The sequence below is a fragment of the Budvicia diplopodorum genome (assembly GCF_009800925.1).
Lineage (GTDB): Bacteria > Pseudomonadota > Gammaproteobacteria > Enterobacterales > Enterobacteriaceae > Budvicia > Budvicia diplopodorum.
Map to the genome: position 1 here is coordinate 61,077 of NZ_WOYF01000007.1, position 13,131 is coordinate 74,207.

The window sequence follows — 13,131 nt, forward strand, 5'->3', positions numbered from 1 at the left end:
ATGTAACTCTATTAGTTCAGGGCTTTATCGTTCGGTGCTTTAAACAGTTTTTTCATATCATCAGAAAGATCAAAGTTCATGTTTAGACCTTTTGGCGGAATAGGCTGTTTGAACCATTTGTCATAAGATTTTTCTGCCACGCCAGAGGTCTGCGCTTTAGCGATAGTGTCATCTAACAGTGCCTTAAACTGGGCGTCGTCTTTACGTAACATACAGCCGTAAGCTTCAAAAGACTTCGGTGTACCTACGATGACCCAGTCATCCGGTTTTTTAGATTTCGCTCTTTCACCGGCTAACAGTGCATCATCGATCATAAAGGCAACGGCACGACCACTCTCAACGGTACGGAAAGAGTCACCGTGGTCTTTCGCGCTGATGATGCGCATTTCCATTTTGTCACTGTCGTTTAACTTATTCAGTAAGGCTTCTGAGGTGGTACCTGAAGTCACAACAACATTTTTGCCTTTCAAATCAGGGAAATCTTTAATATCCGATCCCTTTTTCACTAACAGACGCGTTCCGACCACGAAGATGGTATCGGAGAAATCAGCCTGCTTCTGGCGTTCAACGTTATTGGTTGTTGAACCACACTCAAAGTCGAAGCTGCCGTTTTGCAGTAGCGGAATACGGTTCTGAGAAGTAATCGGGATCAGCTTGACCTGCAGGTTTGGCATGTCGAGCTTCTTTTTCACTGCATCAACAATCAGGTTTGAGTAGTCTTGCGAATAACCAACCACGTTTTGTTGATTATCATAGTAGGAGAAAGGAACTGAGGATTCACGGTGACCAACGGTGATCACACCACTATCTTTAATTTTCTTTAATGTACCATTCAAATCTTCAGCATGAAGCGCAGTACTGGTCAGACCCATTAAAACTAACGGTAATACTAACTTGCGTAATTGCATGACTTACTCCTTCATTATTATCAATATGATGTCTAACAGCGTTATTTCCCATTAGTCGGTACGATTTTCCGCCAATGATGTAATTAAAATGTAGATTAATGATGCATCTATGTAAAATAATCAACCTGTTGATGACCTACAATTTGCACCATTAGTGAGCGATTTCACATCGATGCATCTTTTTGGTGCAAATTTGCACTTGGAAAGTGCGGGTAATCATTAACGGTCATAAATATCAGGATTATCTGCATATTTTTGCCCGCCTCAATAAATATGTAGCAAGGTACGTGCCAAGTCTTAGCTTTGTTAAAGCGTTATTTAAATGAGCGTGAGAAAAGGTGGCGGTAAATGAGAGGGAAGTTGAGCAGATTGCTGGCTGGCGAATGTTGAACGGTGACTGATATATGATGTACCGATATATCATATATCAGCATCGGTTTCCCTCTGGATTTTCGATTAAGTTAATGCTTCATCACTTAATTAAAAAAAATCAGGATGGGCGAAATATGGAACAAGAACATTATTTCGGCGTTGAAAAAGAGACTTTGAAAGCCATTGGGCGGCATATCATTCCCTTTGCCTTCATTTTATATTTTTTCAATTATATGGATCGGGTCAACATCGGGTTTGCTGCACTGCAAATGAACGCAGACCTTGGAATTTCTAGCGTACAGTTTGGACAACTAGCTTCAGTTTTTTTCATTTCCTACCTCGTTTGTCAAATTCCCAGCAATATAATGATTCAGAAACTTGGTGCCCGCAGGTGGATCGGCACCATTTTGATGGCGTGGGGTGGAGTAACCGTATTACTCTTTTTTGCTAACAGCTTTGAATATCTGCTTATTGCCCGTTTATTGCTTGGCGTATTTGAAGCCGGCTTCTTTCCCGGGATGATCTACTATCTTGCCTGCTGGTTTCCTGCGAAAGAACGTGCCCGAGTTACCGCGCTATTTATGATGGCTATTGCGGTATCTTCGGTTGTTGCTGCGCCAATGTCCGGGTGGATTATTCAGCACGCAGGCTTCTTGGACTACGCCGGTTGGCGTTGGCTATTTGCTATTGAAGGGATCCCGACGGTACTGCTTGGTGTGATGACCTTCTATGTATTGTGCGATCGTCCGAAAGACGCGAAATGGTTAACTGCACCGCAGAAAAAGTGGCTTATTGCTGAATTAGAGCAGGAAAGTAAAGGCCATGCTTCCGGGCAATCAATCCGTTTTATGCAAATTATCCGTAATCCTATTCTATGGCGACTCTCCTTTGTATATATGTTTGTTCAGGCTGCTTCACAGGCCAGTAACTACTGGCTTCCCGGGCAGGTTAAAGGTTTTGCTTCAGGCCTGACGGACACGCACGTTGGCCTGATTATGGCGGTTCCTTTTTTATGTGCGATGATTGCGATGCCGCTATGGGGTGCGCATTCAGATCGAAAAGGGGAACGAAAATACCATGCGGCAGTACCTATGCTGTTAGCTGGCGCTGCATTCTTGGTTATCGCAACCGCAGATTCAATGTCCATTCGTATGGTTGGCATGATGCTATTCGGCGTCGGTATTCTAAGCTACTACGGTCCTTTTTGGGCAATACCTTCCATGATGCTGTCCCCGGCCGGATTAGCGATTAGCATTGCGGTGATTAACTCTTGTTCTAGTTTGGGGGGCTTTTTTGCCAACCTTGGACTGGGCTACGTGGCTAAATCCTATGGTTCATACGGTGTATTTGTCGTTGAAGCCATTTTGTGTGTGATGTCTAGCCTGATACTGATCACCATGCGTATCCCTCGCGTGAAGAAAAGTGAAGAAGCATAAATCTGCATAACGACATTAATTGATATCAAGGTGATAAAGATGAAAATAACAAGCGTTGAGATATTTGATTGTGAAGTGAACCGTCGGGATCCGCGTATGGCCAGATTTAATCCGGTGATGGTACGGATTAATACGGATGAAGGCATCAGTGGGATCGGTGAAGTTGGACTGGCTTATGGCGCCGGAGCTAAAGCTGGCGTAGGTATACTCCGCGATCTGGCCCCACGGATTATCGGGAAAGATCCGATGAAATCTGAGGCTATTTGGGAGAATCTATTTCGGGCCACGTTTTGGGGAATGGGCGGCGGAAACGTTTTTTATGCCGGCATGAGTGCCATTGATATCGCACTATGGGATATCAAAGGGAAGGTGCTTAATGCGCCAATTTATCAATTGCTCGGTGGGAAAACTAACGAAAGATTACGTACATATGCCAGCCAGTTGCAGTTTGGCTGGAGTGATACCTTTCAGATGTTAACCACCCCGGAACAGTATGCTGATGCTGCCCGCAAAGCGATTGCTGAAGGCTACACGGCAATTAAAGTTGATCCGTTGCAGATCGATCGTAACGGCGGCCCAGAATTAGACTGGGAAATTAATCAAAACTACTTCGGACTTTTGCTTGCTGACCAATTACGCATGGGAGAAGAGCGCATTGCCGCCATGCGCGAAGCGGTGGGGCCGGACGTTGATATTATTGTAGAAATTCACTCATTACTGGGCACCAATGCGGCCATTCAGTTTGCCAGAGCTATTGAAAAATATAATATTTTCTTCTACGAAGAGCCTGTTCATCCGTTAAATTCAGACAATATGGCGTTAGTGGCCCGTAGTATTAATATCCCCGTCGCTACCGGAGAGCGTTCTTATACTCGATGGGGCTATCGCGACCTGTTTGAAAAACAAAGCGTTGCCGTGGTTCAGCCGGATCTCTGTCTCTGCGGTGGAATTACCGAAGGTAAAAAGATATGTGATTATGCCAATATTTACGACGCTACCGTACAGATTCATGTTTGTGGCGGTCCGGTATCCATGACGGCTTCGCTGCATATGGAAGCGGCCATTCCTAACTTTATCATCCATGAGCACCATACCCATGGCTTAAAAGCCTGTATTCGGGAGCTATGCACCAATGATTACCAGCCGGTCGATGGCTACTATACCATTCCCGACTTACCTGGCTTAGGGCAAGAGCTGAACGAAGAGATCGTCAAAGACTATCTGGCGTATACCATTACCGCTTAAAAAGTACCTCATGTATGCTTCATTTCTCGATCGCGAAATGAAGCATACATCTCACAAAAGCATCACGTCAGCCGTATATTATCTTTACGCTTAGTATATGATCCGCCTTATCAGATTGACCGAGTATTATCATGCGGTGATATTCCAGCTTTTATATCAATGCATACTTTTACTGATAGTGACGGCGAGGTCAGATTATGCATATTGAGATCCCTAAAACGTTAACCGAAGTGGCGGCTGAGAAGATCCGTCAGATGATTATTTTTGGTGAGTTTGAGTTCGGGCAACAGGTGACGGAGAGTCAACTTTCAGAACTATTTGGATTAAGTAAAACGCCGATCCGAGAAGCGCTATTACGGCTGTGTGCCGAACGTTTAATCGAAATACGGCCGCGCTGTGGCACTTTTATATGCAGCTTAACGGCAGAAGAAATTGATAATATTAGTGAGCTGCGTATTGCCTTAGAGGTTTGCGCTATTCAGGGCGCAATCGGTAAAAATAGAGATAAACTGCTGGCGGAGCTTCAGAAAAATATTCAGGATTGCGAATATCTACTGCTTAAACCCGATCGTAATACTTATTTAGAGATGGACGTTGAGTTTCATCGCCTGCTATTAAAATATGCCAATAACCCTTATCTATTTGATATGCACCGTAATACCACCACTAAAGTGTTGGCGATGCGTAACCGGCTGACGTTTTCTCAAGAGTACATGATAAAGTCGCTTCAGGAGCACCGGGATATCGTTCAGGAACTATCGCGCAATAATGCCGATGCGGCATGCCGGATCCTCAAATTACATATTAATAATGGATTTACGCTACGGGCTAAAAGGCTGCTCAGCGATGACGCCTATCCTTTTGCGAATTAACCCTCTGCTAGCCAGAGGGTTAATCATGTGAAGCTTATTTGGTTCTGCGGGAAAACAGCAAAGCACTACCAATCAGTAACAGGGTAATTATCCAAATTGGTAACGACCCCATAGTCGCGTAAGGCGTCATGCCCGTCGTTGGTGCAACTTTCACGTTAAGCACGTTGCGTTCGAACTGGGGAATTTGGGCGATCGCTTCTCCGTTGGCATCTATTGCACCAGTAATACCCGTGTTAGTACTGCGTAGCATCGGACGACCTAGCTCTAGCGCACGCATTCTTACCATCTGGAAATGTTGCCACGGGCCGATAGAGTCGCCAAACCAGGCATCATTAGAAATAGTCAGCAGAAAATCGGTTTCCGGCGTGAAGTTATCTCTGACCTGCTGGCCGATAATGACCTCATAGCAGATAACGCTGGTAATTTTGTACCCATTCGCCGTTACCGGCGGTTGGCGATATTCCCCTTCGCTGATGGATGACATTGGTAGGTTAAAAAAGGTGGCCAGCGGCCGGAGAATAGATTCAAACGGTACGTATTCACCAAAAATAACTAAATGGTGTTTGTTGTAGCGGTCTGTGCCCGCGTACTGATAAGGTTTTTCATTGCCCAATACGATCATTGCATTGTAGTAATCAGACCGCTCAGCAGAACGGCGATAGTCAATAATACCGGTAATCAGGCTGGAATTATTCTCGCGGGCTACTCGATCTAATTTACTCAGGAAATCCGACTGTCGAGTTTCAAGATCGGGAATCGCGGCTTCTGGCCAGATGATAATGCGGGATTTTCCAAAGTAGGGCTCAGATAAATTCACATAGGCTTCAAGCGTGGGTGCCAGCTGCCCTTGCACCCACTTCAGGGACTGAGCGATATTTCCCTGAACCAATGCAACATCAACGGCGCGCTCAGGCTGAGCGGTAAACCACTGAAGCTGCTTCAGCGGCCAAGATACCAGCACTAACAGCACGGCGGCGGCCAGCGGAATAATGCGTTTAGCGGTTAAAGCCAGCACCAGTAAACCGCTGATAGCCACCAACAGCATGGTGATAGCGTCAACGCCAAGGATGGGAGCAATACCTTTTAGCGGGCCATCAATTTGACCGTAGCCAAACTGTAGCCAAGGGAAACCGGTAAACACCCAGCCGCGCAGAAATTCCGTAATTTGCCAAAGGGCAGGGGCCGCAATAGCTAAACGCCACACCGACGTTTTTGGCCAGAACTTCGCTAATAGCCAGCCAAACAGCATTGGATAGAGCGATAGGTAGGCCGCTAATAGAACGACTAACCCAACGCTAACGACAAACGGTAGTTCACCGAATTCAGAAATGCTGACATAAACCCAGCTAACCCCTGAGCTGAATAGCCCTAATCCCCAGACAAAAGCAATCGCCATCGACTGCTTCGGTAGCCGGTTTAAGGTTAACGCTAAAAGCCCGCACAGCGAAATAACGGATGCGGGCCAGAAATCAAACGGTGCCAGAGAAAGCGTTCCACAAGCGCCTAAAAATAACGCCAGTAGAATGCGGATCCACTGGCGATTGAATAAGGGAGTACGGCCCATGGGCTAGTTATTCTTCCAATTGAGGTTGTGGTGACTCATCAGGGATGGTGGCATGTACCTGAATAATGCGCCGGCTGTCCGCCATGGCCACTTTGAACTGATAGCCATCAATCGTGATGATCTCTCCGCGTGACGGTAAATGACCAAAGGCTTGCATAATTAATCCGCCGATAGTATCTACTTCTTCATCGCTGAAGGTGGTTGAGAAGATCTCATTAAACTCTTCGATTGGCGTAAGCGCGCGGACGGTAAACGTATGGCGGCTAAGCTGGCGAACGTCACGATCTTCCGCGTCGTCATATTCATCTTCGATTTCGCCAACAATCAGCTCAAGAATGTCTTCAATGGTAACCAGACCGGAAACGCCGCCAAATTCGTCAACTACAATCGCCATGTGATAGCGCTGGGAGCGGAACTCTTTAAGCATGCGGTCAACCCGCTTGCTTTCAGGAACCACGACGGCCGGGCGCAAGACTTTATCAATACTGAAAGGCTGAGAATCTTTACTCATAAATGGCAATAAATCTTTTGCCATTAAAATGCCTTCAATATGGTCTTTGTCTTCGCTGATCACCGGAAAGCGAGAGTGGGCTGACTCAATAATCACGTCCAGACACTCTTCCAGAGGTTGATTCCGTTTTAAGGTAATCATCTGGGAACGAGGGATCATGATGTCGCGAACCCGTTGCTCCGCAATATCCATCACGCCTTCCAGCATGTCACGGGTATCGGGATCGATTAGCTCGTTTTGTTCTGAATCGCGAATTAGCTCAACCAGATCGCCGCGGTTTTTAGGCTCGCCGTGAAAGAATTGACCCAGAATTAGTGAAAAAAAGCCCTTTTTGGCAACGGGGCTATCGTTGCTTTGTGAATGATCGTCGCTCATGCATTCTTTATTAGTTAGTTAGACAGTGTCTTTTTCTGAGGCGTAAGGGTTAGGATAGCCTAACTCTTGCACGATCTCAGTCTCTAAAGACTCCATTTCTTCAGCATCATCATCGTTGATGTGGTCATACCCTAACAGATGGAGGCTACCATGGACAACCATATGCGCCCAATGTGCGAATAAAATCTTATTTTGCTCTTTCGCTTCTCTTTCTACAACCTGACGGCAGATGATCAAATCCCCTAACAGGGGAAGCTCTATTTCAGGCGGCGCTTCAAAGGGAAAGGATAATACATTAGTTGGCTTATCCATGCCGCGATAGGTATGGTTAAGCCGTTGGCTTTCTTCAATATCAACCAAGCGTACCGTTACTTCTGAGTCAGCCTGAAAAGAGAGAATTGTTCCATCCAGCCAGCGTTGAAAGTCTTGTTCGCTGGGTAACCCTAACTCGTCTTCACAGGCTATTTGTAAATCTAAAATTACGTGATTGCTCTCGATAGTCATTTAATGCGTGTCCGATTCAGAAACCTGTTGATAGTCACGTTTGCGTTGTTCTGTTTGGGCATCTTTACGCTTTTGCTCTTCAGCTTCCCACGCTTCATAGGCAACGACAATACGCGCAACTATCGGATGCCTTACTACGTCTTCACTATGGAAGAAGTTAAAGCTGAGTTCATTGACGTCAGATAGTACTTCAATTGCGTGGCGTAATCCGGATTTTTGCGCTCTCGGTAAGTCTATTTGAGTTATATCACCGGTAATAACCGCTTTGGAGTTAAAGCCGATACGGGTTAAGAACATTTTCATTTGTTCTATCGACGTATTTTGACTCTCATCCAGAATAATAAACGCGTCATTCAGCGTACGCCCGCGCATATAGGCTAACGGAGCGACTTCAATGACGTTACGTTCGATTAATTTTTCTACTTTTTCAAAGCCAAGCATTTCAAACAGCGCGTCGTACAGCGGGCGCAGATAAGGATCAACCTTTTGGCTTAAATCACCGGGTAAGAAACCCAGTTTTTCTCCGGCTTCAACGGCCGGTCGGGTGAGTAAAATTCGACGAATTTCCTGGCGCTCTAACGCGTCGACTGCCGCCGCAACGGCAAGGTAGGTTTTACCGGTACCGGCGGGGCCAATGCCAAACGTGATGTCATGATCGAGAATATTAGCAATATAGCGGGCCTGATTCGGCGTTCTTGGCTTAATCATTCCGCGCTTAGTCTTAATGATCACCGCTTTGCCATAGTCAGGTACGGAGTCTGTTATCTGCTCCAGCACGCCAGATTCTTTAATAGCCAAATGGATTTGGTCTGGTTCGATATCGTGCATGATGCCGCGGACCGGTGCGGTATCCACATACAGGTTTAAAAGAATGTTTTTGGCAGCGCTAATACAGGGCGATTGACCAACCAGCGTAAATTTATTATCGCGGCGGTTAATCTCAATGCCAAGACGTCGCTCAAGCTGCTTAATGTTGTCATCAAACGGGCCGCACAGGTTTTTCAGGCGTTCATTGTCTGCGGGTTCAAGCGAAACTTCTTGGGTATCTATATTCAAGTCAGACCTCTTCATGCTGAGTTGCGAAGTTAATCTTATGTACGCTCAGGTACTTTCACTTTGATTATAGATAACTTAAGTCATTATTCCTATGGTGCTTTCGGGTAATACTGTTGGTTTAACTATCCAGAGTCTGTTTTTGGCTTCTTCCTAAAAAAACAGGGCATGACCTTTTCTCTGGGAAATCTCCCTTATGGTCATGCCCTGTACAACGGACTATTCGTCTTGCCTGCCGGTAATAGTATTAAAACTTCAACGCAAACTTCGCGCTTCCTGTGACGCCTTCATTCACGCCGGTATATCCTTGAACGCCGAAATCAAGGGAAACCCGGTCGCCCGCCATAGGATTAACGGCGAGGCCAAGTTCACCAATGCCAGTGCCGCCTTTCAAATCAGGCGCATCAATGCTGCTGCCGTAGGCTGAAGCCCCGGCTTTACCATCGAACTCATAGTCATAGGCAGCACCGATATAAGGGCTAATCATATCGCTTACTGCATAAGAAAAGCGAACACCGTTACGCCAACGTTGAGAATCCGCATCGTCAAAATCAACCCTATTATCCAAAACTTTCACCGAATCATGATCCTGATGCGTCCAGATATATCGGGTAGAAATATCCAGCCCGGCGCTTTTCGTTATCTGCCATAGATAACCCAACCCGGCGTGAGTGCCGTAGTAAGGCGTCGAACTGTCATAATCGGCGCTTCTTCCGGTAGCGTCCCGCAGGTTGCCGCCGTTAAAGTCCGACTCGACTTCACCCGCACGGGCAGACGCTTCAAGGTATACACCTGACGATGCACCATACCGAGCTAAAATACCGCCGCCGGTATATGAAGTATCACCGCTAGCTGAGATCGAAGGTGCATTGCTGAAACTATTGAAGGTGTCATACTGCCCCTTTCCAGCCTCAAAAAAGACGCCTAACAACAGCGCATTCCCCAAGCCCTCGTCGGAAACGAGAAAGTTATGAGCGATTCCCGCCATCATAGAAAAGCCGTCAACGTCCACGTGCGATCCGGTATTATAGCGGTTAGAACCGCCGGAAAACGCGGCAAAACCAACCGAGTCATCATTTGCAGCGGTGTGGTTAGCAGCTCTGATACCCTGATTGAACAGTAAATCCGCGCCCTGATTTACCGAAGCCAGCCCCATCAAATATCCTTCAGACAGCGCCTTGAGCTGCGGATTGGTCTGAACCCTGCTTACGGTAGCGGTCAGAGCGGGACCAACCGTAGCCAGATCAAAATCATACCGCAGCCATAAACCTTTACGCCCTTGAGCGCTCGCGTTGGCAGTCGAGTTCTGGACGTTGCTGATTAATATTACCGAGTCCCCCTTGGCCAGAGGCGTGCCGCCCTCCGCAACATCCATATTGACCGTAGCGCCGGTCATATCTGGAGGCGTGGTGGTGGCAGAAAGCATGGTATCTCCGTTGGCCAGAGATGCAGGCAGGAGAAAATAGTAGTTCTGGAAATTTTGGATGCCTTCTACCGTGCCCTGAAACTCACGCACGTTTAGCGTATTACCGGTAAAAGCGTCGTCGCCGCTGTAGCTATATCCCCCAACCAGTCTGGCGAGCGTCAGGTCCGGGTTACCGGAAACAGTCACTGTGTTATTAATAGCCGCACCGTTGAGGCTGGCTCCGCCGTATACGCCCGGAGCAGGTAAGAATGGAGAGAGCGGCTGTACACCGGCTCCCACGCTGCCGCCGGAGATAACCACACTGTTACCGCTTGCAATGCCGGTTCTCTGAGGACCTCCGCTGTTTCCTCCCGCAAGCCCACCCGCAATGGCCCATCCCACGGAGCCACCCGAAAAGATAATCTGATTATTGGTTGCGGAACCAACCGAATATCCGCCGTAGGCTTCTTCACTCACTGAGCCACCGGTTATAGTCAACGTATTACCGGTGGACAGGAAGAGGGTACTAAACTCCTGATAAGAGCCATTACTGCCCGGCAGGCCGAAATCCAATACGATGCCCGCAGACGTTTTCATCAAAATCGAACCGCCAGAAATAAAGACTTTATTGCCTGTGGAAGTGCCGCCGTTAGACACCGCACCGATAACATTCTGTGATACTACACCATCGTTAAACCGTATTACGTTACCGCTTATGGTAGCGTCCTGAATAAAGAAATTCACTCCCCCCGCTACGTTGCCGAGAATAGGTTCCCCGCCATTCACCGTAACGGTATTATTAATCCAGCCATCTATCGGATATACAGAGTTTACGGTCGAATCGAATAGCCCCGGTTGCAGAGGGGCTCCGGGGTAAATCACGTCTTCAGCTAAAACCGGTCCGGCAAATAAACCGAAAAGCAGCGCTACCGCGACAATACTGGATCTCTCGTATAAACGCGTTAAAGAGAAATGGTTACCTATAAAGGGCAGGGCAGACGGAACTATCCTACCCAAGGTTTGGTTAGACTGGCACGACGGAATATCCACAGGCATACATCCTCCACTCATTAATGTTATACGACGCAAAAAAGTTATCGATATTGGCAAAATTAAAAACTGCTGTGTATAGCTGCGGCCGATGGATAAAACAGACGCACAAACTCCGTGCTACGGCTATCGCCCTTTCTCTTACTTAGCGTATTAATAATTAAGAATAGTGCTAGTTACGCACTCGTCAAATTGTCGCGCTGAATGGCGGCGGCCCAGAGGCTATCCAAAAGGCTTCTTTGTGAGGACAGGAACTGTCTATCGTGGTGGGTATTCCAACTGACTAAATGGCAGATGCAAAAAAGGCCATCATTATGGCCTTTTAAATCACGGACAGTCAGCTTTATGGCTGATACTGACCAACGCCCAATGCGTCTTCTTTACGCGTTCTGGCAATAATCGCTTCTGGCGATTCCTGAACCCGAAGATTCATCTCTTCTTCGGTTCTCACCAGCTTACCGCGCAGGGAATTCGAGTAAACGTCAACGATTTCGACGTCGACAAATTTACCGATCATGTTCGGAGAACCTTCGAAATTCACAATTCTGTTATTTTCAGTGCGCCCGGACAGCTCCATAATGCTCTTACGGGAAGTACCGTCAACCAGAATGCGCTGAACGCTGCCTTGCATGCGACGGCTGTATTGCATCGCCTGCTGATTAATTCGTTCCTGTAGGAGGTAGAGACGCTGCTTTTTCTCTTCTTCTGATACATCGTCAACCATATCGGCTGCGGGCGTTCCAGGCCTTGCTGAGAAGATAAAACTGTAGCTCATATCAAAATTGATATCGGCAATCAGCTTCATGGTTTGTTCGAAATCTTGCTGAGTTTCGCCAGGGAAACCGACAATAAAGTCAGAACTCACCAGAATATCCGGGCGAGCAGCCCGCAGCTTGCGGATGATAGATTTATATTCCAACGCGGTATGGGTTCTGCTCATCAGGTTCAGAATACGATCGGAACCGCTTTGTACCGGTAAATGAACGAAGCTAACCAGCTCAGGGGTATCTTTATAAACTTCAACGATGTCGTCGGTAAATTCGATAGGGTGGCTGGTGGTGAAGCGCACGCGGTCAATGCCATCAATGCTGGCCACTAAACGGAGTAATTCGGCGAAGGTACAAATTCCGCCTTCAAAAGAAGGCCCACGATAGGCGTTTACGTTTTGACCCAGCAGATTGACTTCCCGCACGCCCTGAGCGGCAAGTTGGGCAATTTCAAACAGAATGTCATCGCACGGGCGACTGACTTCTTCTCCGCGCGTGTAGGGAACTACGCAGTAAGTACAGTATTTATTACAACCTTCGATAATAGAAACAAATGCGGTTGGCCCCTCTGCTTTTGGCTCTGGCAGGCGGTCAAACTTTTCTATTTCTGGAAAACTGATATCAAGCACCGGGCTACGAGTACCGCTGACGTGATTGATCATTTCAGGCAGGCGATGCAGGGTTTGCGGCCCAAAAATAATATCAACAAAAGGTGCCCTTTGACGGATATGTTCACCTTCCTGTGAGGCAACGCACCCGCCGATACCAATAATAATGTCTGGCCGTGAGTCTTTAAATTTCTTCCAGCGCCCTAACTGATGGAATACTTTTTCCTGTGCTTTTTCACGAATCGAGCAGGTATTCAATAGCAGAACATCCGCCTCTTCAGCGATTTCAGTTAGCTCTAAGCCATGAGTACTTTCTAATAAGTCGGCCATTTTAGATGAATCATATTCATTCATCTGACAGCCCCAGGTCTTAATGTATAGTTTCTTAATCATCGATTCGTTTACTCAGTACAGGTTAAACCCTATGCAGGGCGCGTATTGTAATGGTTTGTTGGCCTCAT

10 protein-coding genes are annotated in these 13,131 nt (G+C 47.0%); 3 read left to right on the forward strand and 7 right to left on the reverse strand.

Annotation, left to right across the window (positions count from 1 at the left end; all coding sequences use genetic code 11):
* Positions 1-11: 11 nt before the first annotated feature.
* Complete coding sequence (locus GVI43_RS08875; protein ID WP_159566514.1) at positions 12-908, reverse strand: glutamate/aspartate ABC transporter substrate-binding protein; 897 nt, start codon at positions 906-908, stop codon at positions 12-14.
* A 506-nt stretch (positions 909-1,414) separates the two neighbouring features.
* Here GVI43_RS08875 and GVI43_RS08880 point away from each other — a divergent pair.
* From GVI43_RS08880 to GVI43_RS08890, 3 genes are all read left to right on the forward strand, one after another.
* Entirely contained in the window at positions 1,415-2,716 is a 1,302-nt protein-coding gene (locus GVI43_RS08880) for an MFS transporter (protein ID WP_159566515.1), read from the forward strand.
* Positions 2,717-2,755: 39 nt separating this feature from the next.
* Complete coding sequence (locus GVI43_RS08885) at positions 2,756-3,961, forward strand: mandelate racemase/muconate lactonizing enzyme family protein (protein WP_159566516.1); 1,206 nt, start codon at positions 2,756-2,758, stop codon at positions 3,959-3,961.
* Positions 3,962-4,158: 197 nt separating this feature from the next.
* A complete protein-coding gene (locus GVI43_RS08890) occupies positions 4,159-4,833 on the forward strand; it encodes a GntR family transcriptional regulator (RefSeq protein WP_159566517.1) in 675 nt (224 codons plus the stop codon).
* Positions 4,834-4,867: 34 nt separating this feature from the next.
* Here GVI43_RS08890 and lnt read toward each other — a convergent pair whose 3' ends face one another.
* The 6 genes from lnt to miaB all read right to left on the reverse strand — a co-directional run bounded on the left by lnt (position 4,868) and on the right by miaB (position 13,063).
* Complete coding sequence (lnt, locus tag GVI43_RS08895; RefSeq protein WP_159566518.1) at positions 4,868-6,397, reverse strand: apolipoprotein N-acyltransferase; 1,530 nt, start codon at positions 6,395-6,397, stop codon at positions 4,868-4,870.
* A gap of 7 nt (positions 6,398-6,404) precedes the next feature.
* Complete coding sequence (gene corC / locus GVI43_RS08900; RefSeq protein WP_159566519.1) at positions 6,405-7,283, reverse strand: CNNM family magnesium/cobalt transport protein CorC; 879 nt, start codon at positions 7,281-7,283, stop codon at positions 6,405-6,407.
* Between the two features lie 18 nt (positions 7,284-7,301).
* Positions 7,302-7,787 (reverse strand): rRNA maturation RNase YbeY, encoded by a 486-nt coding sequence (gene ybeY, locus GVI43_RS08905; RefSeq protein ID WP_159566520.1) that lies wholly within the window; start codon positions 7,785-7,787, stop codon positions 7,302-7,304.
* On the reverse strand, positions 7,788-8,843 hold the full coding sequence (locus tag GVI43_RS08910; protein WP_170324322.1) for a PhoH family protein: 1,056 nt from the start codon (positions 8,841-8,843) through the stop codon (positions 7,788-7,790). It lies immediately after the preceding gene.
* 244 nt (positions 8,844-9,087) lie between these two features.
* Positions 9,088-11,301 carry an autotransporter outer membrane beta-barrel domain-containing protein gene (locus GVI43_RS08915; protein WP_159566522.1) on the reverse strand — a complete coding sequence of 738 codons (2,214 nt, stop codon included), beginning with the start codon at positions 11,299-11,301 and terminating at the stop codon, positions 9,088-9,090.
* A gap of 337 nt (positions 11,302-11,638) precedes the next feature.
* A complete protein-coding gene (gene miaB, locus GVI43_RS08920) occupies positions 11,639-13,063 on the reverse strand; it encodes a tRNA (N6-isopentenyl adenosine(37)-C2)-methylthiotransferase MiaB (protein ID WP_159566523.1) in 1,425 nt (474 codons plus the stop codon).
* Positions 13,064-13,131: the final 68 nt, after the last annotated feature.

Bases quoted from the DNA above. Each gene is read 5' to 3' on its own strand.
- GVI43_RS08885 (WP_159566516.1), top strand. From the start codon at position 2,756: ATGAAAATAACAAGCGTTGAGATATTTGATTGTGAAGTGAACCGTCGG.
- GVI43_RS08880 (WP_159566515.1), top strand. From the start codon at position 1,415: ATGGAACAAGAACATTATTTCGGCGTTGAAAAAGAGACTTTGAAAGCC.
- ybeY (WP_159566520.1), bottom strand. From the start codon at position 7,787: ATGACTATCGAGAGCAATCACGTAATTTTAGATTTACAAATAGCCTGT.
- GVI43_RS08915 (WP_159566522.1), bottom strand. From the start codon at position 11,301: ATGCCTGTGGATATTCCGTCGTGCCAGTCTAACCAAACCTTGGGTAGG.
- miaB (WP_159566523.1), bottom strand. From the start codon at position 13,063: ATGATTAAGAAACTATACATTAAGACCTGGGGCTGTCAGATGAATGAA.
- GVI43_RS08875 (WP_159566514.1), bottom strand. From the start codon at position 908: ATGCAATTACGCAAGTTAGTATTACCGTTAGTTTTAATGGGTCTGACC.
- lnt (WP_159566518.1), bottom strand. From the start codon at position 6,397: ATGGGCCGTACTCCCTTATTCAATCGCCAGTGGATCCGCATTCTACTG.
- GVI43_RS08890 (WP_159566517.1), top strand. From the start codon at position 4,159: ATGCATATTGAGATCCCTAAAACGTTAACCGAAGTGGCGGCTGAGAAG.
- corC (WP_159566519.1), bottom strand. From the start codon at position 7,283: ATGAGCGACGATCATTCACAAAGCAACGATAGCCCCGTTGCCAAAAAG.